This is a genomic window from Piscinibacter lacus, from assembly GCF_016735685.1.
In the GTDB taxonomy this organism is placed as follows: domain Bacteria; phylum Pseudomonadota; class Gammaproteobacteria; order Burkholderiales; family Burkholderiaceae_C; genus Aquariibacter; species Aquariibacter lacus.
In genome coordinates this window covers 701,976-725,348 of sequence record NZ_JAERRA010000001.1, presented here as the reverse complement: position 1 = coordinate 725,348, position 23,373 = coordinate 701,976, and the positions used below count along the sequence as shown (strand labels likewise).

The following is a 23,373-nucleotide window of genomic DNA, read 5'->3' as shown; positions in this document are numbered from 1 at the left end:
CCCGGCCCCGCGCCGCCCGCTCCCCGATCCCGCCCCTCCGCCCGGCCCCGCCATGCGCCCACCGACCGCCCCCTCCCTGGCGCCCTTCGAGCTGCCGCTCTTCCCGCTGCGCCTGGTGCTCTTCCCCGGGGGCCGGCTGCCCTTGCAGATCTTCGAGCCGCGCTACCTGGCCATGGTCTCGGACTGCCTGCGCGACGGCCGGCCCTTCGGCATCGTCATGCTGCGGCGCGGCAGCGAGGTGCAGGCGCCGGCCGCACCCGAGGAACTTGCCGCCGAGGACGGCCCGGATGCGCGCCGCAGCCCTGGCCTGCCCTTTGCCACCGTCGGCTGCCTGGCCGCCATTGAGGACTGGGACCGCGCCCCCGACGGCCTGCTGCGCATCGCCTGCCGCGGCGGCGCGCGCTTCCGCGTGCTGGGCGGTCGCGGCAGCGTCGGCGTCGAGCCGCAGGACCGCGCCGCGCCGCCGCGCCAGCGCGAGGACGGCCTCTGGCTTGCCACCGTGCGCGCCCTGCCCAACGACCCGCCGCGCGCCCTGCCCGCCGAGCCCGGCGCCCGGCCGCAGACCCATGCCGAAGCCCTGGCCGAAGACCTGGGCGACCGGCCGCTCGGCCCCGGCCCCGGCTCGGCCCTGGCCGCCGTGCTGCACCGCCTGGCGGCGCGCGGCCAGGCGCCGGTCACGCCGCCGCTGCGGCTGGACGACGCCGGCTGGGTCGCCAACCGCTGGGCCGAGCTGCTGCCGCTGCCCCTGCAACGCAAGCAGCGCCTGATGGCCGAAGCCGATCCCCTCGCCCGCCTCGCCGAAGTCACCACCCAGTTGCGCGGCCAGGGCCTGGTTGGCTGAGAAGGTGTGAACGAACCCGCCATGCCCGCTCATGCCGCCCCGAGCCGCCCCCTCGGCCTTGCAAATGCTCGCCGTAGCTCGGGCTACGGCTGTGCTTTGCGCCTTGATGGGATGACTCCGGGCGACCTGCTCGGACACGGCCGGTCCATTCACACCTTCTGAGCGGTCGTGAGCCAGACGACCGCCCCGCCGCCGGCCCAGGGGCCGGCCGCGGACGATCCCGCCCGGGCCTGGGCGCCGGCCGGGCAGGCGCTAGTCGCCGCCCTGGCTGCGCGGCTGCGGGATCCGCTGGCCGGGGAGTCGGCCGGCAACGCGGCCCCCGGCCGGGCCTGGCCGGCCCCCGGCGACATCCCCCTCGACCTGTCGGCGCCGCTGCCGCAAGCCGGCCGGCCGGCGGATGCCCTGCTCGACCAGGCCCTGCCGCTGCTGCTCGACGGCCTGCCGCCGCCGGACCATCCCCGCGCCCTGGCCCACATCACCGCGCCGGTGGACCCGGTCGCCGTGCTCGGCAGCCTGCTGGCGGCCGGCCTGCAAGCCAACCTCGGCCTGCGCCGCATGGCCGGGCTGGCCTGCGCGATCGAGGCCCAGACCCTGGCCTGGCTGGCCGAGCTGGTCGGCGCACCCGCCCTGCGCGGCGGCTTGCTGCTGGGCGGCGGCAGCGCGGCCGGGCAGACCGCCGTCTGGGCCGCCCTGGCCCGCGCCTGCCCGGGCTGGCACGAAGAAGGCCTGGGAGCACGCGGCCCCCGGCTCGTCGCCTATGCCTCGGCCGCCAGCCACCACTGGCTGGACCGCGCCCTGCGCCTGGCCGGCCTGGGGGCGCGCGGCCTGCGCCGCCTGCCCGTCGATGCCGAACAGCGCCTGCAGCCCGAGGCCCTGGCCCGCGCCCTGGCCGCCGACCGCCGCGCCGGCCGCATCCCCTGGCTGCTGGTGGCGCATGCCGGCACGGTCGGCAGTGGCGCGGTCGATCCGCTGGCGGCGCTGGCCGCGCTCGCCCGGCGCGAGGGGCTGTGGCTGCACATCGACGGCGCCTACGGCGCGCCCTATGCCGCGCTGCGGGCCGAGCCGGGCGGCGCCGACCGGCTGGCCGCCTGCGGCGCCGCGGCCCTGGCCGACCCGGACGGCCTGAACCAGGCCGATTCCCTGGCCCTGGACCCGCACAAGGCCCTGCACCAGCCCCTGGGCTGCGGCGCGCTGCTGCTGCGCCGGCCCGAGACGCTGCCCGTCGCCTTTGCCGATGCCCCGCCCTATTACGCGGATGCCGAGCCGGCGGCGGACCCGGCCCCCGACCCCTCGCAATGCGGCCCCGAGAACAGCCGGCCCTTCCGCGCCCTGCCGCTCTGGCTGAGCCTGCAGGCCGCCGGGGCCCAGGGCCTGCGCGCCAGCCTGCGGGCCGAGCTGGACGGCGCGGCCGCCCTGCGCGCCGCGCTGCATGCCAGCCCGGCCTTCGTCTGCGGCCCCGGGGCGCTGGGGGTGCAGACCTTCCGCCCGCGCGAAGGCGGCGAGGCAGCCGTCGGCCGCCTGCTCGCCCGGCTGCGCGCCGACGGCCATGCCGCGCTCAGCGCGGTGCGCCTGGCCGGACCGGACGAGACCACCCCGGCCGCCGACGCACCGCGCTGGCTGCGGGCCTGCGTCGTGCAGGGCCGCGGCAGCGCGGCCGAGCGGCTGGCCCGCCTGCCGGCCGAGCTGGCGGCCCGGCTCGACCCCGGGACCGTGGGAGACTGAGATCTCGCCTGAGCCCCGGTGCGGGCGCGGGCCCCGGCCCGCCTGTCGCTGCGGCCCTTCTGACCTTCTGACCTTCCGACCCTCCACCCGACGATCCCGATGGACCCGTTGCCGCGTCGCCCCATCCCCAGCCCGGTCGGCCCGGCGCCCGCGCCGAAGCCCGCGCCCGCGCCCCCCGCGGCCGCGCCGGCCCCCGCCGCCCGCAGCCAGGGCGGCATGACGATCACCCGCGCCGCGCCGCGCACGCCCGCCGCTGCCGCGCCCGCAGCCGGCGCCAGCGCGCCCCCCGCAGCGGCCAAGCGCCCGGCCCTGCAGATGCCGGCCCTGCCGCAGCTCGGCCTGCCGGCGGCCAAGCCGCGCATCGGCCTGTGCATGATCGTGAAGAACGAGGCCACGGTGATCGGCCGCTGCCTGCGCAGCGTCGCGCCGCTGATCGACCGCTACACCCTCGTCGACACCGGCTCCAGCGACGGCACGCAGGACGTGGTCCGCGCGGTGGCCGCCGAGCTCGGCCTGCCCGGCGAGCTGCATGAGCGGCCCTGGCGCGATTTCGGCCACAACCGCAGCGAGGCCCTGGCGCTGGCCCAGCCGCACAGCGACTACCTGCTGGTGATCGACGCGGACGAGATCCTCTCGCTGCCCCCCGGCTGGACCCTGCCGCAGCCGCTGAATGCGCCCGCCTACAGCCTGCGCATGCACGACGGCACGCTGCGCTACCTGCGCACCAGCCTGGTCGATGCCCGGCTGCCCTGGCGCTATGTCGGCGTGCTGCACGAGTACATCGACTGCGGCCAGGCCATCCAGCCGGTCGAGCTCGACGGGCCGCACGTCACATACACCCGCGACGGGGCGCGGGCGCGCAACCCGAACAAGTCGCGCGAGGACGCGCAGGTGCTGGAAGCCGCGCTGCGCGCCGAACCCGGCAACACCCGCTACCAGTTCTACCTGGCGCAGAGCTGGATGGGCGCGGGCGAGCTGGAGCGCGCACTGGACGCCTACGAGGCCCGCGTCGCGATGGGCGGCTGGGACCAGGAGGTCTGGTGCGCGATGTACCTCGCCGCCCGCCTGCGCGAGCGCCTGGCGCGGCCCGCGGCCGAGGTGATCGACGCCTACCTGCGCGCCTACGACTTCCGCCCCGGCCGGGCCGAGGTGCCGGTGGCCCTGGCCAGCTACTTGCGGCGGGCCGGGCGCTGGGCCTCGGCCCGAGCAGTGATCGTCGATGCCATGCGGCTCAAGCCCGGCAGCGACCACCTCTTCGTCGAGAGCGACTGCTACGGCTGGCGCCGGCTCGACGAGCTGAGCCTGATCCTGATGCAGACCGGCGAGAAGCCGGCCGCGCGCACCCTGCTGCTGCGCGCGCTCAACGAGGGCAGCGTGCCGGCCGGGCAGGTCGAGGCGGTCAAGGCGCGCCTCGCCGCCTGCGGCTGAGGCCCGGGGCCGGGCCGGATTCAGGCCGAACGCAGGGCGCGCAGGCGCTCGACCACGCGGCGCACGGCGGCATTCGGCGCGCCGGCCCAGCTGTAGTCGGCCGGATCGGGTGCGGCGCGCGCGGGCGGCGGCGCGGCCAGCGCGGCCTCCAGGCGCTCGCGCAGCGGCAGGCGGCGCAGCGCCCAGCGCGGCGGCTGCGGGCCCAGGCCCAGGGCATAGCGCTCGGCGTTGTCGAACTGGTCGTAGGCCGAGGGCAGCAGCACCTGCGGCAGGCCGGCGGCCAGGCCCTGGGCGGTGGCGCCGATGCCGCCGTGGTGCACGAAGAGCGCGGCGCCGGCCAGGGCCTGGGGCAGTGCCGTCCAGGGCGTGTCGCGCAGGCCGGCGGGGCGCGGGCGGCCGGCCCAGGCGGGCGGCGGCGCGCCGATCCAGACCAGCGGCCGGCCGGCGGCGGCCAGGGCCCAGGCGGCTTCGGCCAGCGCGTCCTGGCTGCGGGTGGGCACCGAGCCGGGGTAGGCGACGATGCGGCCCGGCGGACCGTCCGGCGCGAGGGCGGCGGGCGGCGGGCCGGGCTCGTCGCGCGGAAAGCCCAGGGCCTCGACCGGCCAGGCGCGGCCGGGCTCGGGCGGCGGGCCGAAATCGGCGGGGTAGAGGCCGAGCACGCCGCGCGGGCTGGGCAGCCAGTCGCCGAAGATGCCGGGGCCCAGCTTCGGCAAGCCGGCCTCGGCGCGCCAGGCGTTCAGCGCCGGCGCGGCCAGGGGATCGAGCTTCCAGCGGTCCAGCCCGGCCCACAGCAGGCGGCGCAGCGCCCGCGGCACGGCGCGCGGCACCGTCCAGGCGCCGAGGCAGAGCGGATCGCCCAGCGAGCGCAGCGCCATCGGCGCGGTGGCCGCGGTCAGCAGCCGCAGGCCGGGGTCGGCCTCGGCCAGCAGCCGCGCCCCCAGCACCAGCGGCCCGGCCAGCACCGGCAGCGGGGCCTGCGGATGGGCGGCGCGCAGCGCGCGCAGGGCTTCGACCGTCGGCGCCAGCGCCGGCAGCAGCAGGTGGCGCCAGAACACGCCGAGGCCGTCGATCGGATGCCAGACCTTGGGATGCGCGAAGCAGCGCGTGCTCGCGCGCAGTTCGGCGATGGGCGTGAAGGGCAGGCCGCGCGCCTCGACGGCGGCGCGGTGCGCGGCCTGGCTCAGCACGCAGACCGGCTCGCCAGCTTCCTGCAGCGCGCGGGCGATGGCCAGGAAGGGATGCAGATCGCCCGCCGTGCCCAGCGTGGCGAGGACGATGGGCGGCCGGGCCCCGCTCACCGGCGCGGCCCGCCCAGGCACTGGAAGCGGCGGAAGTCGCGCACGCCGGGCCGGCCGGCATGGCGCGCGGCCAGGGTCTGCGGGCCGGCGGTGATCGCGAAGTAGTCGTAGCCGTCCGCGGCGGGCGGCCGGCCACCGGCCATCAGGTACTGGAAGTGCATGCGGAACTTGTCGCGCCGCAGCGCGGCATAGGCCGGCGGGTCGAAGGCCTCGGCGAAGCGCGGGTTGAAGAGCCGCGGCGCCCCGGGGCCGGCGTGCAGCGGCTGGGCATGGCGGCTGGGGTCGGCCAGCGCGAAGCAGCAGCCATCGGGCGGGGCGGCATAGTCGATCCAGCACAGGCCGGGCGTGGCGCGCAGCCGGGCCAGCTCGGCGCGGTAGGCCGCCGCCCCGGGATGGGCGCCCAGCAGCGGGCTGCAATGGCCCAGGGTCAGCAGGGCCAGGGCCGGGCGCGGGCCGGCGGCGGGTCCATCGGCCAGGCGCTGGAGCGCGCGGGCCAGGAGGATGGCGGCCAGCATCGCGCCCGAGCTGTGGCCGACGAGCAGCCACTCATCCTCGTCGGCGCGGCGCAGCTCGTCGGCCAGGCGCTCGGCCTGGGCGTCGAGCCGGGCCTCCAGATCGGGCGTGCGGCCGCAGGCCTGGCGGTCCAGGCAGGCCAGGCTGCGCATCAGCCAGGCCATGTGGCTGCGCGCCTCGGCCCAGACGGCCAGGCGCCACAGCGCCGGCCCGCCCAGGCCGAGCAGGACCAGGGCCGCCAGCCCCTGCCCCCCGGCCAGCAGCGCGCCGGCGGCGGCCAGCAGACCCCCGCCCAGCAGCGCGCCGAGCAGCAGCAGCGCAGCCGGCAGGGCGATGGCCAGGAACATCGGCCAGGCGCTGCGCAAGGTCTCCAGCATCACGCCCTGGCGCCACATGGCCCAGCTTCCGCGCAAGGTGGTGGCGAACAGCGCGGCCCGGCCGCGCGGCCAGTGGCTGCGGACGACATCGTCCCAGCGCAGGAAGTCGAAGCGGGTGTGCACGGTGTGCACGGGCTCGGCCGCCGGGTCGGACGGCGAAGCGGCGGCCGGCCCAAAGGACGGCGGGGTCGGAAAGCGGCCGGTGATCGACCAGCTCGCCAGCAGCTCGCCGCCCTTGCGGCGCGGCCCCACCTCGATGGCATAGCCGCCGAGGGCGGCCGCTGCCGCGGCCTGCTCGCGGTAGAGCTGGTGGTAGTGCGCGGGGCCCTGCGGATCGAAGCCGCACAGGAAGGCAACGCGGCGGCGGCGCACCGGGGCATCCGGCGCCTCTGGACCCAGCGGCACGGCGGGCGCGGCGGATGCGCCGGCCGGGGCGTCAGCGGGCATGGCGGCTTCGTTCACCGCTTCTCAGACCACCGTCTGCTTGTGCAGGCCCCGGGCCAGCATCAGGTCGACCAGCGGCTGCTCGCGCTTGTTCGCGCGGCGGCAGTGGTCCTTCTGCACGCGGTCGGTCAGCCAGATGATGACGCGCGCCCAGCGCCGGTCGCGGGCGCGCCAGGCGTGGGACGAAACCGACTCCCAGGCATAGCCGTTGAACAGGGTCGCGTTGACGAAATGGTCCATCGCCCGCACGCCGGCGCGCCCGCGCGCGGTGCGGCCGAAAAAGCCGATCCAGACCAGCAGCAGGTAGCCGAGCACGGCCAGCGGCACGATCGCGGTCATCACCAGGAATCCGGCCAGGCGTTCCTTCATGCGGCCTCCTGCGCAGCGGCGGCAGGCCGGCGGCGGATGCGCAGGCGGATGCCGTTGTCGGACCGGATGGTCAGGCGTCCGACCGGCTCGGGCACATGGCCCTCGACCGGCTCGAAGACGAACTCGCGCGCCAGCGCGGCCAGCACCAGCGCCCCCTCCTGCCAGGCGAAGGCCGCGCCGATGCAGACCCGCGGCCCCAGGCCGAAGGGCAGGTAGGCACGGCGCAGGGACTCGCGGGCGCTGGGCAGGGCCGGGCCTTCGGCTTCGGCGGCGGCGGCTTCGGCGGCCTCGGGCGCGGGCTCGTCCTCGGCGCCGTAGCGGTCGGGGTCGAAGACGTCCGGATCGGCCCAGAGGCCGCGGTGGCGGTGGATCAGCCAGGGCGAGACCAGCACCGAGGCGCCGGCCGGAAGCTGCTTGTCGCGCATCGGGCAGGCCTGGGCCGATTCACGGGCCAGGAAGCCGACCGGCGGGAAGAGCCGCAGCGTCTCGCGGAAGACATTGCGCGCCAGCACCAGGCCCTTGACCGCGCCGACCTCGTCGGGCAGCGGGCCGGACCCGAGCTGGCGTAGCGCTTCGTCGTGCAGGCGCTGCTGCACCTCGGGCGCATGGGCCAGCAGGTGCAGGGCCCAGGACAGCGCGCTGGCCGAGGTCTCGTGGCCGGCCAGGAAAAGCATGGCGACCTGATCGACCAGCTCCTCGAAGCGGAAGCCCTCGCCGGTGGCCGGGTCGCGCACCCTCAGCAGGGTGGCGAGGATGTCGTCGCCGCCCTCGTCCGCCCCGTCATCGGCCGCCCGGGCGGCGTGGAAGGCGGCATGGCGCGGCTGGATCAGCGCGCTCAGCAGGCTGCGGATTGCCTCGGCCGCCTGGCGGCTGCGCCGCACCTGCCACCAGGGCCGCAGCCAGCGCAGGCCGAAGAAGGCCGGCAGCATCAGCCGCGGCGCCAGGGCCTGGTAGCGCTCGAAGGCCTCGAAGATGCGGCGCGCATCGCCGCCGTCGAGCGGCTGCGAAAGGATGGTCCGCAGGATGATGTCCGCGGCCACATGGGTCATCTCGGTTTCAAGGTCGTGCTCGCTGCCGTCCGGCACGGCACGCAGCCGCGCGAGCATGGCCTCGGCCGCATCGCGCATGCGGCTGTAGACATGGCGCACGCGGGTCGCCTCGAAGGACGGATTCATCAGGCTGCGCTGCCGCTGCCACACCGCGCCATTGGTGGTAAAGATGCTGTCGCCCAGCAGCGGCCGCAGGGCGTCGCCGAGCATGGCGTGCTTGGGAAAGGCCGCCGCTTCGTCGACCAGCACGCGGCGCACCAGGGCCGGCTCGTTGACCATGTAGAGGTCCGCCCCGGGCAGGTGGACCTCGCCCATCTTCATCGTGTAGCTGCGCGCGTACAGGCTGTCGAGCCAGGAGCGCCGCTTGCTGAAGAACATCGTCCACAGCGAGGGACGGCGGGCGGCGGGCGGCGGGTAGTGCGGACAGAAACGACTCATGCAGGGGGCTGCCAAGGCGAGGGCCAGTGCAGCCGCTCGGCCAGGGCATGCGGCCCGGCGAACAGCTCGAAGGGATCGTAGCCCCCGGTCTGTTCGGGCGATCGAAGGTATTGCAGGTGCAAGGCCTGTCGATCCTTCAGCAGCCGGGCATAGCCGGCCGGCGTCATCGTCTTGTGGAACTGCGGCGAGACCTGGCGGCGGCGCATCGGGCCATCCGCGCCATACCAGGGGCCGGTGCGCGGGAAGCCGGCCCAGTCGGTCGGCGCGCTCACGTCCAGCCAGTCCAGCGCCGCGCAGGCGCGCAGCGTGGCCAGCTCGGCGCGGAAGGCGCTCGCCTCCGGCAGCTCGGCCAGGATGGGCGTGCAGTGGCCCAGGCTCAGCATCGCCAGGGCCGGGCCGCGCGTGCCCAGGCCGGGCGCACGCCGCAGCGCGCGGGCCAGGGCCGAGACGGCCAGCAAGCTGCCGGTGCTGTGCCCGACCAGCAGCAGCTCACCGCGCGGCGCGCCGGCCGGCGTGGCGGCGGCCAGGGCCTCGGCCGCCTCGACCAGGGTCGTGGCCCAGGCCTCGAGGCGCGCCTCCAGCGCCGGCGTGCGGCCCAGGGCCTGCGCGCGGGTGTGGCCGTAGAGCCGCAGCAGCCAGTCGGCATGCAGGCGCCGGCCCAGGCCAAGGGCCAGCGCGCCCCCGCCCAGGCCGCCCGCGGCCGCCGCAGCCAGCAGCGGGGCGCCGCCCGCCCCGGCCAGAGCGGCGAAGCCCGCGGCCAGGGCCGCGCCGCCCAGCGGCCCGCCCAGGCCCAGGGCCAGCGGCAGCAGGGCCATGGCATGGGCCGGCCGGGCCAGGCGGCGGATGCGGCCCAGCACGCCCTGGCGCAGCAGGGCCGGGTAGACGAAGGCGGCATCGCGCAGCGCGCGGCCGGGCCCGGCCACCCAGGCCGGGCGCACGCAGTCGTCCCAGGCCAGCAGGCTGAAGCGGACGGCGGGATGGCCGACCGGCCCGCTCAGCGTCCAGTCGGCACGGCCGGCATCGACCGGCTGCAGCGGCCCCAGGTGCAGGGCCGGCCGTCCCGCCGGCCGCTCGCGCAGGGTGCGGCGCATGGCGCGGTGCACATGGCGCGGCGGGTGCGGATCGAAGCCGCCGACCAGCAGCACATGGCGCGGCCCCGCTTCAGCCATGCCCGGCCGCCGGCGCGCCGCGGGCCAGCACCGGCGCCAGCGCCACGCCGGTATGGCTGCCGCCGGCCACCACCTGCTCGGGCGTGCCGGCGGCCACCAGGCGACCGCCGCCGGAGCCGCCTTCGGGGCCGAGGTCCAGCACCCAGTCGGCGTCGGCGACGACATCCAGGTCGTGCTCAATCACGACCACGCTGTGGCCGGCATCGACCAGGCGGTGCAGCACACGGATCAGCCGCGCGACATCGGCCATGTGCAGGCCGACGGTCGGCTCGTCCAGCACATAGAGCGTGCGCGGCGGCGGCGGGCCGCGGCGCGGGGCCTTGGCGGGCGGAGGCGCCGGCTCGGCCTCGGGCGCATCCTCGGGCGGGATCTCCTCGCGCACCTTGCTCAGCTCGGTGACCAGCTTGATGCGCTGGGCCTCGCCGCCCGAGAGCGTCGGCGAAGGCTGGCCCAGGGTGAGGTAGCCCAGGCCGACATCGCGCAGCAGGCGCAGCGGCCGGGCGATGGAGGGCATGGTGGCGAAAAAGTCCACCGCCTCGTCGACCGGCATCTGCAGCACCTCGCCGATGCTGCGGCCGCGCCAGCGCACGGCCAGGGTCTCGGGGTTGAAGCGGGCGCCGTGGCAGCGGTCGCAGGGCAGCTTCACATCGGGCAGGAAGGCCATCTCGATGGTCAGCACGCCCTGGCCTTCGCAGGCCGGGCAGCGACCCTCGCCGGTGTTGAAGCTGAAGCGGCCCGGGCCGTAGCCGCGGGCGCGCGCTTCCAGGGTGTCGGCGTAGACCTTGCGGATCGTGTCCCAGAAGCCGATGTAGGTGGCCGGGCAGGAGCGCGGCGTCTTGCCGATCGGCGTCTGGTCGACCTCCAGCACGCGGTCGAGCGCGCCGAAGCCCTCCAGCCTTTCGCAGCCCACCCAGGCCGGCCGATGGCCCCCAGCCAGCCGGGCGCGGCCCGCCGCCGTGCTGCTGAGCGCGACCGCGGCCTGCACATTGGCCAGCAGCACCTCGCGCGCCAGCGTGCTCTTGCCCGAGCCGCTGACCCCCGTGACGGCCACCAGCCGCGCCAGCGGCACCGTCAGGTCCACGCCCTGCAGGTTGTGCAGGCGGGCACCATGCAGCTTGAGCGCCGGCCCGTCGGCGGCCACCGGCCGGCGCGGCCGGGTGGGGTGGCGCATCGGCGTGGCCAGGCAGCGGCCGGTGACCGAATCGGGCGCATCGATCAGGTCCTGCACCGTGCCCTGGGCCACCAGCCGCCCGCCCAGGCGGCCGGCGCCGGGGCCGATGTCGATCACATGGTCGGCGCGGCGGATGGTGTCCTCGTCATGCTCGACGACGACCAGGGTGTTGCCCTCGGCGCCCAGGCGCGCCAGGGCGTCCAGCAGGATGCGGTTGTCGCGCGGGTGCAGGCCGATGGTGGGCTCGTCGAGCACATAGCACACGCCCTGCAGCCGGCTGCCGAGCTGGGCGGCCAGGCGGATGCGCTGGGCCTCGCCGCCGCTGAGGGTGGGCGCGGCGCGGTCCAGCGTCAGGTAGCCGAGGCCGACGTCCTCCAGGAAGCTCAGCCGGCTCTTGATCTCGGTCGCCACGTCGCGGGCGATGGCGGCCTCGCGGCCGTCAAGCTTGAGCTTCTCGACCCAGCGCCGCGCCTCGGCCACCGGCAGCGCGGCCAGCTCGGCAATGCTGCGGTCGCGGAAGCGCACGGCCAGGGCCACCGGGTTCAGGCGCGCACCGTGGCAACTGCCGCAGGGCGTGTCGGCCAGGTCCTCGACCTCGGGCTCGGCGAAGCTCTTCTCGCGGCCGCGGTCTTCCTCGCTGACGCTGTCGTCCAGGGCCTTGCGCTGCTCGCGGCTCAGGGCCAGCCCGGTGCCGACGCAGTCGGTGCACCAGCCGTGCTTGCTGTTGTAGGAGAAGAGCCGCGGGTCCGGCTCGGGGAAGCTGCTGCCGCACTGCGGGCAGGCGCGCTTGGTCGAGAAGACCTTGAGCTTGCCGATGCGCGCGGTGGGCGCGCCGCTGGCCAGCGCGGCATGCAGGCCATCGAGCGGCGCCAGCACATGGACCACGCCCTTGCCATGCTCCAGGGCCTGGGCCAGCAGCTCGCGCAGCCGGCCTTCCTGGGCCGGGTCCACCACCAGATCGCCGACCGGCAGCTCCAGGGTGTGCTCCTTGAAGCGGTCCAGCCGCGGCCAGGGCGCGGTCGGCAGGAAGTGCCCGTCGACGCGCAAGTGGCTGTGGCCGCGCTGCGCGGCCCACTTGGCCAGGTCGGTGTAGAGGCCCTTGCGGTGGACCACCAGCGGCGCGAGCAGGCCGATGTGCTGGCCGCGGTGCTCGCGCAGCAACTGGGCGGCGATGGCCTCGGCCGTCTGCGGCGTGACCGCGATGCGCGGCGCCGCCTCGCCGCCGTCGGCGCGGGCCTGGGCCTCGGCCTGGGCCGCGCAGTGCGGGCAGTGCTGGGTGCCCAGCTTCACGTACATCAGGCGCAGGAAGTGCCAGACCTCGGTGGTGGTCGCCACTGTGCTCTTGCGGCCGCCGCGCGAGAGGCGCTGCTCGATCGCCACCGTCGGCGGGATGCCCCAGACCGCATCGACCTCCGGCCGCCCGGCCGGCTGCACGATGCTGCGTGCATAGGCATTGAGCGATTCGAGGTAGCGGCGCTGGCCCTCGTTGAACAGGATGTCGAAGGCCAGCGTGCTCTTGCCCGAGCCGCTGACCCCGGTGATGACATTGAAGCGGCCGCGCGGGATGTCCACGCTCAGGCCCTTCAGGTTGTGCTCGCGGGCGTGGACGATCTGGATCGCACCCTCGTCGTCGCGGGTGAGCGTGCCGGCGCGCGCGGCGCGGGCCACGGTTTGCAGCGGCAGGCCTTCGTCGCGGTCCCGGGCGGCGGCCGTGCCGTAGGCGCGGCGCGGCTCGGCCGCCTGCAGGACGGGCGGCGGCGCATCGTTCGCCGCCTCGGCCACCGGCACTTCAAGCCCCAGCGCCTTCTCATACGCCCGCAGCGCCGCGCCGGTGTGCGAGGTGGCATGCCGCGCCACCTCGGCCGGCGGCCCCTCGGCCACCAGCAGGCCGCCGCCCTCGCCGCCTTCGGGGCCGAGGTCGAGCAGCCAGTCGGCGCTGCGGATCACGTCGAGGTTGTGCTCGATCACGATCAGCGAATGCCCGGCCTCCAGCAGGCGCCGGAAGGCGCGCATCAGCTTGGCGATGTCGTCGAAGTGCAGGCCGGTGGTCGGCTCGTCGAAGAGGAAGAGCGTGCCCTTCTTGGCGAGCTTCTGGCGGCTGGCCGGCGTGGCCTTGGCGGCCTCGGCCAGGAAGCCGGCCAGCTTGAGGCGCTGGGCCTCGCCGCCGCTGAGGGTGGGCACGGGCTGGCCGAGCTTGACGTAGTCCAGGCCGACTTCGGCGATGGGCGCCAGGGCGCGCACGACCTCGCGGTCCTCGGCGAAGAGGCGCAGCGCGTCGGCGACGGTCAGCTCCAGCACGTCGGCGATGCTGAGCGCGCGGCCGCCGCGCTCGATGGTGACCTCGCGCAGCTCGGCGCGAAAGCGCGTGCCCTCGCAGTCGCCGCAGCGCAAGTAGACGTCGCTGAGGAACTGCATCTCCACATGCTCGAAGCCCGAGCCGCCGCAGCCCGGGCAACGGCCGTCGCCGGCATTGAAGCTGAACATGCCCGCGCCGTAGCCGCGCTGCTGGGCCAGCGGCGCCGCGGCGAAGAGCGCGCGCACGGTGTCGAAGGCGCCGACGTAGCTGGCCGGGTTGGAGCGCGCGGTCTTGCCGATCGGGCTCTGGTCGACGAAGACGGCGTCCGACAGCCAGTCCGCGCCCATCAGCCGCTCGTGCGCGCCGGGCGTCTCGCTGGCCTGGCCGAAGTGGCGGGCCAGGGCGGGGAAGAGCACGTCCTGGATCAGCGTGCTCTTGCCCGAGCCGCTGACGCCGGTGACGACGACTAGGCGCTGCAGCGGGAATTCGGCGCTCACGCCCTTCAGGTTGTGCTCGCGCGCGCCTTCCAGGATCAGGCGCGGCGTGCTGTCGGTCACCGGCCGGGCCAGGCCCAGGCCGATGCGGCGGCGCGCGCCGAGGTAGGCGCCGGTCAGGGTGGCGGCGGCCTTCAGGTCCTCGGGCGGCCCGTCGAAGACGATGCGCCCGCCCTGGCTGCCCGGGCCGGGGCCGAGGTCGATCACCCGGTCGGCGGCCAGCATCACGGCCGGGTCGTGCTCGACGACGACCAGGGTGTTGCCGGCATCGCGCAGGCGGTGCATGGCGCGGACGATGCGGTCCATGTCGCGCGGATGCAGGCCGATGCTGGGCTCGTCCAGCACGAAGAGCGTGTTGACCAGCGAGGTGCCGAGCGCCGTGGTCAGGTTGATGCGCTGCACCTCGCCGCCGCTGAGGGTGCGGCTTTGGCGGTCGAGGTTGAGGTAGCCCAGGCCGACATCGCAGAGGTACTTCAGGCGCTTGCGGACCTCGTCGAGCAGCAGGGCCAGGGCCTCGTCGAGCAGGCTGCTGGGCAGGCTGAGGCCGTCGAAGAAGCCGCGCAGCCGGTCCAGCGGCAGCAGCATCAGGTCGTGCAGGCCCAGGCCCGGCAGGGCTTCGAGCTGCGCGCGCGACCAGGCCACGCCCTGGGGCAGGAAGCGGCGCTCGGCGGGCAGCAAGGCCTCGCTGCCCGGCGCCCCGAGGCGCCATAGCAGGGATTCGGTCTTGAGCCGCGCCCCGCCGCAGGCCGGGCAGCCGGTGTAGCTGCGGTACTTGGACAAGAGCACGCGGATGTGCATCTTGTAGGCCTTGCTCTCCAGGTAGTCGAAGAAGCGCTTCAGGCCGTACCACTGCTTGCCCCAGACGCCCTTGTAGGCCGGGTCGCCGTCGATCACCCAGGCCTGCTGGGCGGGGCTCATCTGCACCCAGGCGGTGTCGCGCGGGATGCCGGCCTCGCCGGCCAGGCGCATCAGGTCGTCCTGGCATTCGGACCAGGCCGGCGTTTGCAGCGGCTTGACGGCGCCGCCGCGCAGGGTCTTGCGGCCATCGGGCACGACCAGGCCCCAGTCCACGCCGATCACGCGGCCGAAGCCGCGGCAGCTTTCGCAGGCGCCGGCCGGGCTGTTGAAGGAGAACAGTGCCGGGCCGGGCGCGGTGTAGCGCAGGCCGCTGTCGGGGCAGTGCAGGCCGCGGCTGAAGCGCCAGAGCTGCGGCTCGGCCGCCTCGCCCTCATCCGCCAGCGGCAGGGCATGCACATGCAGGCGGCCGGCGCCGCGGCGGAAGCCGGCCTCCAGCGCCTCGATCACGCGGGCGGGCTCGACGGCCGGCTGGCCGTCCTCGTCGCGCAGCTTGAAGCGGTCGGCGACCACGTCGAGCTGCTTCATCGGCGTGCTGGCGCCGGGGGCGGGCGGGGCTTCTCGCTCGGCCTGCACGCGGGTGTAGCCGCTGGCCGAGAGCCACTGCTCGACCTCCTCGGCGCTGACGCTGGCCGGCAGCTCGACCGGGAAGCAGACGATCAGGCGCTGGCCCGGCCGCGCCCGGGCCAGCAGCTCGGCATGCACGCTCTGCGGATCGTCCTCGCGCACGGGCTGGGCGGTCTCGCGGTCGAAGAGCCGGGCGGCGCGCGCGAACAGCAGCTTCAGGTGGTCGTTCAGCTCGGTCATCGTGCCGACCGTGCTGCGGCTGGAGCGCACCGGGTTGGTCTGGTCGATGGCGATGGCGGGCGGCACGCCGTCGACGCTGTCGACCGCCGGACGGTCCATGCGGTCGAGGAACTGGCGAGCGTAGGCGCTGAAGGTCTCGACGTAGCGGCGCTGGCCCTCCGCATAGAGCGTGTCGAAGACCAGGCTTGACTTGCCCGAGCCGCTGGGGCCGGTGACGACGGTCAGCTCGCCGGTGCGCAGGTCCAGGTCGAGGTTCTTGAGGTTGTGCTGCCGCGCACCGCGGATGCGGATCCGACCCTGCGTCATGGGAGGCCTGTGGGAAAGGGGAGCGGTGAGTTTAGGAAGGCGGCGCCTGTCGCGAGCCCGCAGGGTCAGGGGGCGTGGCGACCCGGGCCGGCAGGCGGGCCCAGAGGGCACGCTGCTCGGCCGGACTGGCCTGCGGCCAGGCGGCGATCTCGTCCAGGCTGCGCAGGCAGCCGATACAGAGACCGCGCAGCGGGTCGATGCGGCAGACCTGGATGCAAGGACTGGGCGCAGCCTGGTCTGCAGGCAGCGCCGCGAGGGCAGCGGCCCGGGCGCGCAGGGGTGCGGGGAGACGATGGATGTCGCGCATGAGCGCGGATTCTGCGCCGCGGCGCCCATGCCCGTGCATCGGCCGCCGGGCCGCTGGACTGCGCAGAATGCGGCGCAAACCCTGGTCCCGATGACACCGCCCTGCCCCGCCCCGCCTCCTCCGGGCTGCTTTGCCGAACTGGCCGCGCGCGAGCGGGCCGGCATCGACTACCGCATCGTCTGCCGACCGGTGGCGGGCGCGCGGCTGCTGGTGCTGGCGCCGCATGCCGGGCGCATCGAGCGCGGCTGCTCGGGCCTGGCCCGGGCAATTGCCGGCGAGGAGGCTTCGCTCTACCTCTTCGAGGGCCTGCGCGAGGCGATGAACTTCGAGCGCCTGCACCTGCCCAGCAGCGCCTTCGACGAACCCCAGGCCCTGGCGATGGCGGCCCGGGCCGAGCGCGTGCTGACGGTGCACGGCTGCGAGGGGCGGGACGATGCGCGCGTGCTGCTCGGCGGCCTGGACCGGCCGCGGGTGGCGCGCCTGGCCGCCGCGCTGGAGGCCGCCGGCATCCCGGCCGAGACCGAGGGCCACCGCTTTCCCGGCCGGCATCCGCAGAACATCTGCAACCGCGCACCGGCGGGCCTGGGCCTTCAGCTTGAGTTCACCGGCCCGTTGCGCGAAGGGCCGAAGGAGGCCGCGGCGGTGGCCGCGATCCGCGCCGCGCTGGTGGCCGAGGGCCTGCTCGGCCCGGCGCCGCGGCTCAGCCGATGAGCGATTCGTGCACGATGCGCCAGCGCTGGCCGTCGTGCGTCCAGTACTGGCGGCGGACGACGCCGGTGCGCGCCCCGCGGCCGACGTCGCCGAAGGTGACGACAGCATGGTCGAGCTGGTCGCGCCAGGTGAGGATGCTCAGGTCCTTGGGCGACTGGAAGCGCTGCACGGACGCCGGCCCCGCGCGGGACGAGACGCGGCGCAGCGTGGGCGCCTCGGCCAGCGGGCTGGCCGAGGCGGCGTAGAAGGCCGCCAGACGATTGGCGTCGCCCAGGTCGCGGGCCTGCCACCAGGCGCGCAGGGCCTCGCCGAAGCCGCGGTTGCTGCGCTCGGAAGCCTCGGGCACGACCCAGTCCAGCTTGTGCGCCACGACGACCGGCGTGCCCTGGGCCGCGACGGTCTGCATCAGGCGCTGCATGTCGGGGTTGGACAGCACGATGCAGCCGTCGGTGCTGAGCGGCGCGCGTGCGTAGTTGGCGGCCGGCGTGCCGTGCAGCCAGATGCCGCTGCCGGTGCGGCCCTTGAGGCGGTCGATCTCGTTCGGGTAGTTCAGGGTGAGCGCGCCGCTGCCGTAGAGGTCGGCGAGCTGCTTGCCATCGAGGCGGCTGGTGGTGAAGTAGACGCCGACGGGGGTGCGCTGGTCGCCCTCGACCCGCTTGTCGACGCCGGACTTGCCGAGCGAGACGTAATGGTCGGCAACGAGGCGCAGGCCGCGCGCGGAGCGCTCAAAGACATAGAGCCGGTGGCGCGAGGCATCCACGGCCACCGCATGCCGCACCGTGGCCGGCAGGGCCAGGAAGGCGCTGGGCAGGCGGCCGGCGGGCGGGCGGTCCTGGACGGCCAGCAGGCGCTGGCGGGCTTCGTCGCGCAACTGGAGCAGGGCCTCGCCCTGGGTCGCGTTGAGCCGGGCCGGCAGCACGCCGCCCGCGCCGAAGCGGCCGGCCTGGGCGCTCAGCAGGTCGCCGAGCAGCATGTGGCCGAGCTGGAACTGCGGAAAGTCGCGCACCAGGCGCTCGGCCTGGGCGCGCGCTTCGGCCATGCGGCCGTGGCCGATCAGGGTGTGGATGGCATGCAGACGGGCTTCGGCCTGCGCACTGCCGGGCTGGGGCGGGCGCGCGTCGGCGGGCTTGGCCTCCGTGCGCCGGGCCTCACGGGCTTCGGCCGCTTGCTGAAGTGCGGGGCCGGCCCACGCAGCCAGCATCAGCAGCAGGCCGGCGATCCGCCCGAAGGCTGAACGCATGCTCAGGATCCGGTGCTCTCGCGCTCGATGCGCCATTGCCCGCCTTGCCGGACCAGCTTGAGCGTCTTGCGCGAATTGGCCGAGAAGGTGTCGGCCCGGTAGTCCTGCTGGAAGCTGGCGGTGGCCTGCTTGCCGCGGACTTCGATGCGCCAGTCGTCCAGGCCGATGCGGATGCTCTTCTTGCTGGTGATGCGCTCGCGGCGGCTGCTTTCCCAGGCGGCGCGCTTCATGCCGTCGGCGGAGAAATTGGGCGTGTAGGCGGCGAAGTAGGCCTTCAGGTCCTTGCGGCTCCAGGCCTCGGCCCAGGCCTCCACGGCGCGACGGACTTCGGCCCGGGCGTCGTCGGCCGTGGCTTCCGGCGCGGCCGGCGCGGCAGCGACGGGCTTCTCGGCCTCGGCGGCCGGCGCGATCGCCGGCTGCACCGGCAGGGCCACTGGCGCGGCGGGCGCGACGGCCACCGAAGGCAGGGCCGCCACCTCGGGCTCGCGGGCCACGGCGGCTGGCGCCTGCGGGCCCTTGAGCGAGATCAGCTCGCGGATCATGGCCAGCTTGGGCGCCGCGCGCGAATTGCCGGCATCGAGCTGCAGGGCCTTGCTGTAAGCCTGGCTCGCAAGCTTGGCATAGAGATCGCCCAGGTTCTCGTGCGCGGTGGCGTAGCTGGGGTTGGTGCGGATCGCGGTTTCCAGCGCGCTGCGGGCCCGGTCGAACTGACCCTGGTTGGCATAAAGCACGGCCAGGTTGTTGTAGGGTTCGGGCAGCTCGGGATGGTCCTGCACCAGCTTGTTGAAGACGGCGATGGCTTCGCTGACGCGGTTCTGCTCGGCCAGGGCGACGCCGCGCAGGAAGCGCAACTGGACATCGTCCGGGCGCTTGGCCAGGCGCTGATCGACGAGCCGCAAGGCCTCGACCGCCCGGCCGGACTGCAGCAGTTGGGCGACTTCGTCGGCCTCATCCGCCCGCGCAATGCCCGGGGCGCCGAGCAGGCAGGCCAGCAACACGGCCGGGGCCGCGACGAAACGCAGTCGTTGGAAAGAGAACGGCAATGCAGACTCCAGCGGTGGACGCGGGATTCTAGGCGGCCCCTCCGCCCGTCCTCCACGGGCCGCGCCCGGGGGACGACATCCTGCACACCCCGGCCCTTTGCGATCTGCTTCGCCCATGAAAAACGGCCTCTTGCGAGGCCGTTTCGGAGCGGACATGCCGGCCGGGAGGCCGGCTCAGGCTCAGGGGGTCAGGCCGCCGGTGAGATTGCCCAGGTCGAGCGGCAGCTCGCCCAGCAGGGACGGGGTCTCCGGCAGGGCCAGCGGCAGGTCGGCCACGGCGCCCGTGACAGTGTCGAGCAGGCCGCCACCCAGCAGACCGTCGGTCGAGGGCAGCAGGTCGCCGCCGGCCGGCAGGACGCCGCCCAGGGTGTCGACCAGATTGCCCAGCAGGTCACCCGAACCGGTGCCGCCCAGCAGACCGTCCGTGCCCGGCAGGACCGAGCCCAGGTTGCCCAGCAGTCCACCGGCCGAGTCGTCGCCCAGACCGGACAGCAAGCCGTCCGTGCCCGGCAAGGCCGAGGTCACGGTGTCGAGCAGGCCACCCACGGTGTCGACCGGACCGGCCGCCGCGCCCTGGCCCACGGTACCCAGCAGGGTGTCGACCAGGCTGCCCGCCGGATCGGCCGCACCCGTCGAGCCCAGCAGGGCGCCGAGCAGGCCACCGTCGAAATTGAGGGCGTCGGTGGTGAGCAGATCGCCGACGACGTCGGTCACGGTGTCGACCGAATCCGTCAGGGTGTCGGACAGCAGCGGATTGCCGGTGATGACGTCCGTCACCGGGGCCACTTCGGCCACCACGCCATCGACCACGTCCAGCAGGCCGCCGCCGTTCAGGTTGTTGCCCAGCGCGAGCTCGTCGACCAGGTCGGTGGCGCCATCGACCAGTTGGTCGACGCCGTTGGTAAGGCCGCCGGTGTTGCCGAGCAGACCATCGGTCAGGCCGGTGCCGAGCAGGCCGCCCAGCAGGTTGTCGACCAGGTCGGTGACGCCGTCGACCACGCGGTCCACGCCATCGGTGAGCGTGGGGTTGTCACCCGTGGGGCCAGTCGGGCCGGTGGGACCCGTGGGGCCGGTCGGCTCGGTGGGGCCGGTCGGGCCAGTGGGGCCCGTCGGACCCGTCGGCTCGGTCGGACCCGTCGGACCGGTGGGGCCCGTCGGACCGGTGGGGCCGGTCGGCTCAGTGGGACCCGTGGGGCCGGTCGGGCCGGTGGGACCCGTCGGCTCGGTCGGACCCGTGGGGCCGGTGGGGCCGGTGGGGCCGGTGGGGCCGGTCGGCTCGGTCGGACCCGTGGGGCCGGTGGGACCGGTCGGCGACGTCGAATTGTCATCATCGTCGTCGTTGGCCGCGGCAATGCCGGCGGCGAGCAGCGCACCGCCCGCCAGCAGCGGCAGCAGGCCCAGGCCGCCCGCAGCTTCTTCGCCACCGGCCCCGGCGCCCACGGCGGACGCGCTCTTCTTGACCAGGGTGATCGGCGCCGCGTCAACAATCTCGACGAACTCGGCATCGCCGGCCACGACCAGCAGGTCGCCCGCCGCCGCAGCGGGGTCGACCTTGGCCGGCTGGATGACGACCTCGGAATTCGGCGCGACCTTGACCAGCGCCTGACGGCTGCCATCGGCGTTCGGCACGACGACCTCGACGGCTTGGTTGCCCGTCACGACCCGGTCGCCCGCCAGCAGGGCTTCGCGCGGGGCGATGGTCACAGGCTGACCGCCCCGCAGGACGACGAGGCCCTGAGAGGCGGCCGCGTCAGCAGCGGCGGCAGGCGCTTCGGTCGCGAGGTTCACGGCGGCGACGCTGCCACCTGCATTGGCGTTTTCCATGGGTCTCATCCTTGTCAAGACGTTGTTCGGCGATCGAAGATGTTTCGACTATGTCGCCAATATACCGAACAGACCGGGGAAGCGATTCGTGGTGGAGCTCACGAAAGGCGAGACAGGGCGCGGCTTTCAGCTCAAATGGGGGGTGATCGCCGGACGCAAGTCGGAACTCGGCGTTCGGGCCGTCCTGTTGCACACTTCGGTCCTTGATCGGTGGGTGTTCCGGGGCCGTCTGGCCGTGTTCAGCCCACCTCCACCACCGACCACGAGACCCCTGGAGCGAATTCCATGAAGATGATCCCCCGTCTGTCGACGCTGCTGCTGGCGACTTCCCTGGGCCTGTTTGGCTGTGCCACCCAGAGCCCCGAAAGTAAGAAGGAGGCCTCAACCACGGCCGCCGCCACCTCGTCGAGCAGCGAGCAGAAGACCGTGATCGAGTCCAACCTGGGCCGCACGATCAGCCAGCCCGAGGCGCTGAACATCGTGAAGACGGCCGACGCCGACAGCGACAACCTGAAGTTGCGCGACATCGTCTACTTCGACTTCGACAAGTACGACGTGAAGGCCGAGTACCGCGGCATCGTCGAGTCGCATGCCCGGACGCTGCGCGCCAGCCCCGAGGTCAAGGCCCGCATCGAAGGCCACACCGACTCGATCGGCTCCAGCGAATACAACCTGGCCCTGGGCCAGCGCCGCTCGGAAGCGGTGCGCAAGATGATGGTCATCCTGGGCGTGCCCGAGGCGCAGGTCGAAGCGGTCAGCTTTGGCCTGGAGCGTCCGGCCGTGCCGGGCAGCGACGCGGCCAGCCGCGCCAAGAACCGTCGCGCCGAGATCCGCTACTGAACCCTTCGGCCTCCCGGACCGTTCGGGAGGCGGATTGCGTGAAACAACAAACCCCGTGGACCGCTCGGTCCACGGGGTTTGGTTCTTGGAGCGGCCGGGACGGCCGAGGGCTCAGGGATTGCTGCCCGGAATCAGCGTATCCAGCCCGCCGAGATGGAGCGCGCCGCCGAGCGGCGCCGTCAGGCCGTCGAGCAGGGGCAGCTCGCCCAGCAGGCTGTCGGCGATCTCGGCCACCGGCTCCAGCCCCAGGGCCGGCAGGTCGCCCCCGAGCAGGCCCTCGGCCGCGCCCAGCAGGCCGTCGAGCCCCGGAGCATCCCCCACGAGCGGCAGACCGCCCAGCAGCGCCTGAACGGGCGCCAGCAGGCCGCCGTCGAGGGGCAGGCCCTCAAGGACGGCCAGCGGATCGGCCAGGCCGGCGGGCAGCAAATCGCCGCCCAGCAGGTCGCCGAGCAAGGGCAGACCGCCCGAACCGCCCAGGGGCAGGCCGCTGCCGCCCAGCAGCCCGGTCACGGCGCCGAGCAGATCACCGACCAGGGGCAGGCCGTCGAGCACGTTCAGCGGGTCGCCCAGCAGGGGCAGGTCGCCGCCTTGCAGCAGCGCATCCACGGTGCCGATCGTCGGGGCCAGCACCGCCAGGGCACCGTCGACGATCTGCACCAGGTTGTCGAGCGCGCCGGAGCCGGCTTCAAGCACCGGCTCGGCCAGCGTGTCGAGCGTGCCGACCAGCTCACCCACCCCGTCCAGCCGCTGCTGCACCTGGGCAAGCACGGGATAGAGCACGGGCAGCGCGTCGCCCAGGGGCGACGCCAGTTGAGCGACCAGGTCATTGACCTGATCGATCGCCGACGCGCCCAGGTCCAGGGCCGGGCTGAGGGCTTCGACGCTGACGATGCCGGCGATGGCCTGCACGGTGCCGACGGTGTGGTCGAGCAGATCGTGGCTTAGGCCCGAGATCGCGGCCAGGGTGCCGGCATCCAGGGCTGTCTGCAGGTCGATGACGATGTCCTGCAGCAGATCAACCCCTTCGCCGACCAGGGGCACCAGGGTGTTGCCGAGGATCTGCTGGATGGCCTGGACGGTCTCGTCCAAGGGCAAATCGTCGAGGACGACCGGCAGGACGAGGTTGTCGCCCAGCAGGCCTTCGAGTTGGTCGAGCACTTGGGCGATGACCGTCTCGACTTGGCTGAGCGTGCTGCCCAGGGTGGTGCCGCCCAGGCCGCCCAAGCCGCCCAGTTGCGCCGGCAAGCCGCCGAGTGCCTGGCTCAGGCCGCCCAGATCGCCCGCCAGCACCTCACCCAGCAAACCGTCGAGGTCAAGCAAGCCGTCGACCGCGGGCAGGCCGTCCGGGGCCAGGCCGAGCAGATCGTCGATGGTTTCAAGCAAGCTGCCTTGCAGGGGCAGGGCGAGATCGTCGAGCAGGGGACCCAGGTCGAGGCTGCTGCTGCCCACGCTGCCAAGCGGCCCGGTACCGAGCAGCGCACTGAGCTCGGCCAGCGATTCGGCATGCAGAAGGGGCAGGGCGGCACCGGCCACGATGCCCGACAGCAGTTCCTGCAGGGCAAGGCCGCCACCCTGCAGGCCGTCGAGCAGGCCCGGCGCGGCGTCGGCGAGGGCTGCAACGGTGCCCCCCGCCTCCGTCGATTGCAGGGCGAGCAGTTGATTCAGGCTCTGCCCGAGCAGGGCGTGTTCAAGGTCCAGCGTGTCCATTCCAACTCCAGGTGGCAGGTTGTCCCAGCAGGGACCGTGCCTGTCGACGTCATAAGAGTTACCGAAGGGAGGAGCCGGAGGATTCGCCCCGCTCGGGGCGAATTGAATCCGTCTGTTTCCGTTG

16 protein-coding genes are annotated in these 23,373 nt (G+C 74.5%); 5 read left to right on the top strand and 11 right to left on the bottom strand.

Annotated features, from left to right (window positions below; translation table 11 throughout):
• Positions 1 to 52: 52 nt before the first annotated feature.
• From JI742_RS03295 to JI742_RS03285, 3 genes are all read left to right on the top strand, one after another.
• Positions 53 to 841, top strand: coding sequence for an LON peptidase substrate-binding domain-containing protein (locus JI742_RS03295; RefSeq protein WP_201823970.1), 789 nt, complete (start codon positions 53 to 55; stop codon positions 839 to 841).
• Between the two features lie 168 nt (positions 842 to 1,009).
• Positions 1,010 to 2,563 carry a pyridoxal phosphate-dependent decarboxylase family protein gene (locus JI742_RS03290; protein ID WP_201823968.1) on the top strand — a complete coding sequence of 518 codons (1,554 nt, stop codon included), beginning with the start codon at positions 1,010 to 1,012 and terminating at the stop codon, positions 2,561 to 2,563.
• Positions 2,564 to 2,662: 99 nt separating this feature from the next.
• Complete coding sequence (locus tag JI742_RS03285) at positions 2,663 to 3,991, top strand: tetratricopeptide repeat-containing glycosyltransferase (RefSeq protein WP_201823967.1); 1,329 nt, start codon at positions 2,663 to 2,665, stop codon at positions 3,989 to 3,991.
• 20 nt (positions 3,992 to 4,011) lie between these two features.
• On the opposite strand, the gene JI742_RS03280 is transcribed toward JI742_RS03285, so the two are convergent.
• The 7 genes from JI742_RS03280 to JI742_RS03250 are packed head-to-tail and all read right to left on the bottom strand — an operon-like array spanning position 4,012 to position 15,884.
• Complete coding sequence (locus tag JI742_RS03280; RefSeq protein WP_201823966.1) at positions 4,012 to 5,289, bottom strand: nucleotide disphospho-sugar-binding domain-containing protein; 1,278 nt, start codon at positions 5,287 to 5,289, stop codon at positions 4,012 to 4,014.
• A complete protein-coding gene (locus tag JI742_RS03275) occupies positions 5,286 to 6,626 on the bottom strand; it encodes a hypothetical protein (RefSeq protein ID WP_201823965.1) in 1,341 nt (446 codons plus the stop codon). The genes JI742_RS03280 and JI742_RS03275 overlap by 4 nt, the downstream gene beginning before the upstream one ends.
• Before the next feature lie 21 nt (positions 6,627 to 6,647).
• Complete coding sequence (locus JI742_RS03270; RefSeq protein ID WP_201823964.1) at positions 6,648 to 6,992, bottom strand: hypothetical protein; 345 nt, start codon at positions 6,990 to 6,992, stop codon at positions 6,648 to 6,650.
• Positions 6,989 to 8,479 (bottom strand): cytochrome P450, encoded by a 1,491-nt coding sequence (locus JI742_RS03265; RefSeq protein WP_201823963.1) that lies wholly within the window; start codon positions 8,477 to 8,479, stop codon positions 6,989 to 6,991. The genes JI742_RS03270 and JI742_RS03265 overlap by 4 nt, the downstream gene beginning before the upstream one ends.
• On the bottom strand, positions 8,476 to 9,648 hold the full coding sequence (locus JI742_RS03260; RefSeq protein WP_201823960.1) for a hypothetical protein: 1,173 nt from the start codon (positions 9,646 to 9,648) through the stop codon (positions 8,476 to 8,478). The genes JI742_RS03265 and JI742_RS03260 overlap by 4 nt, the downstream gene beginning before the upstream one ends.
• On the bottom strand, positions 9,641 to 15,577 hold the full coding sequence (uvrA, locus tag JI742_RS03255) for an excinuclease ABC subunit UvrA (protein WP_201823958.1): 5,937 nt from the start codon (positions 15,575 to 15,577) through the stop codon (positions 9,641 to 9,643). Before uvrA ends, JI742_RS03260 begins: the two co-directional genes overlap by 8 nt.
• A 31-nt stretch (positions 15,578 to 15,608) precedes the next feature.
• Entirely contained in the window at positions 15,609 to 15,884 is a 276-nt protein-coding gene (locus tag JI742_RS03250; protein WP_201823956.1) for a DUF1289 domain-containing protein, read from the bottom strand.
• A 90-nt stretch (positions 15,885 to 15,974) separates the two neighbouring features.
• On the opposite strand from JI742_RS03250, the gene JI742_RS03245 reads away from it, so the two are divergent.
• Positions 15,975 to 16,595, top strand: coding sequence for a poly-gamma-glutamate hydrolase family protein (locus JI742_RS03245; protein ID WP_201823954.1), 621 nt, complete (start codon positions 15,975 to 15,977; stop codon positions 16,593 to 16,595).
• On the opposite strand, the gene JI742_RS03240 is transcribed toward JI742_RS03245, so the two are convergent.
• The 3 genes from JI742_RS03240 to JI742_RS13815 all read right to left on the bottom strand — a co-directional run bounded on the left by JI742_RS03240 (position 16,585) and on the right by JI742_RS13815 (position 20,702).
• Positions 16,585 to 17,835, bottom strand: coding sequence for a L,D-transpeptidase family protein (locus JI742_RS03240; protein WP_236676761.1), 1,251 nt, complete (start codon positions 17,833 to 17,835; stop codon positions 16,585 to 16,587). The genes JI742_RS03245 and JI742_RS03240 overlap by 11 nt on opposite strands.
• A gap of 2 nt (positions 17,836 to 17,837) precedes the next feature.
• Entirely contained in the window at positions 17,838 to 18,878 is a 1,041-nt protein-coding gene (locus JI742_RS03235; RefSeq protein ID WP_236676760.1) for a nuclear transport factor 2 family protein, read from the bottom strand.
• 180 nt (positions 18,879 to 19,058) lie between these two features.
• Positions 19,059 to 20,702 carry a hypothetical protein gene (locus JI742_RS13815; protein ID WP_236676759.1) on the bottom strand — a complete coding sequence of 548 codons (1,644 nt, stop codon included), beginning with the start codon at positions 20,700 to 20,702 and terminating at the stop codon, positions 19,059 to 19,061.
• A 285-nt stretch (positions 20,703 to 20,987) separates the two neighbouring features.
• On the opposite strand from JI742_RS13815, the gene JI742_RS03220 reads away from it, so the two are divergent.
• On the top strand, positions 20,988 to 21,542 hold the full coding sequence (locus JI742_RS03220; RefSeq protein ID WP_236676758.1) for an OmpA family protein: 555 nt from the start codon (positions 20,988 to 20,990) through the stop codon (positions 21,540 to 21,542).
• A gap of 111 nt (positions 21,543 to 21,653) precedes the next feature.
• Here the strand turns inward: JI742_RS03220 and JI742_RS03215 are convergent, their stop codons facing one another.
• Positions 21,654 to 23,249 carry a hypothetical protein gene (locus tag JI742_RS03215; protein WP_201823945.1) on the bottom strand — a complete coding sequence of 532 codons (1,596 nt, stop codon included), beginning with the start codon at positions 23,247 to 23,249 and terminating at the stop codon, positions 21,654 to 21,656.
• Between the last annotated feature and the right edge of the window lie 124 nt (positions 23,250 to 23,373).

Bases quoted from the DNA above. Each gene is read 5' to 3' on its own strand.
- JI742_RS03295 (WP_201823970.1), top strand. From the start codon at position 53: ATGCGCCCACCGACCGCCCCCTCCCTGGCGCCCTTCGAGCTGCCGCTC.
- JI742_RS03285 (WP_201823967.1), top strand. From the start codon at position 2,663: ATGGACCCGTTGCCGCGTCGCCCCATCCCCAGCCCGGTCGGCCCGGCG.
- JI742_RS03275 (WP_201823965.1), bottom strand. From the start codon at position 6,626: ATGCCCGCTGACGCCCCGGCCGGCGCATCCGCCGCGCCCGCCGTGCCG.
- JI742_RS03270 (WP_201823964.1), bottom strand. From the start codon at position 6,992: ATGAAGGAACGCCTGGCCGGATTCCTGGTGATGACCGCGATCGTGCCG.
- JI742_RS03265 (WP_201823963.1), bottom strand. From the start codon at position 8,479: ATGAGTCGTTTCTGTCCGCACTACCCGCCGCCCGCCGCCCGCCGTCCC.
- JI742_RS03260 (WP_201823960.1), bottom strand. From the start codon at position 9,648: ATGGCTGAAGCGGGGCCGCGCCATGTGCTGCTGGTCGGCGGCTTCGAT.
- uvrA (WP_201823958.1), bottom strand. From the start codon at position 15,577: ATGACGCAGGGTCGGATCCGCATCCGCGGTGCGCGGCAGCACAACCTC.
- JI742_RS03250 (WP_201823956.1), bottom strand. From the start codon at position 15,884: ATGCGCGACATCCATCGTCTCCCCGCACCCCTGCGCGCCCGGGCCGCT.
- JI742_RS03245 (WP_201823954.1), top strand. From the start codon at position 15,975: ATGACACCGCCCTGCCCCGCCCCGCCTCCTCCGGGCTGCTTTGCCGAA.
- JI742_RS03240 (WP_236676761.1), bottom strand. From the start codon at position 17,835: ATGCGTTCAGCCTTCGGGCGGATCGCCGGCCTGCTGCTGATGCTGGCT.
- JI742_RS13815 (WP_236676759.1), bottom strand. From the start codon at position 20,702: ATGGAAAACGCCAATGCAGGTGGCAGCGTCGCCGCCGTGAACCTCGCG.
- JI742_RS03220 (WP_236676758.1), top strand. From the start codon at position 20,988: ATGAAGATGATCCCCCGTCTGTCGACGCTGCTGCTGGCGACTTCCCTG.
- JI742_RS03215 (WP_201823945.1), bottom strand. From the start codon at position 23,249: ATGGACACGCTGGACCTTGAACACGCCCTGCTCGGGCAGAGCCTGAAT.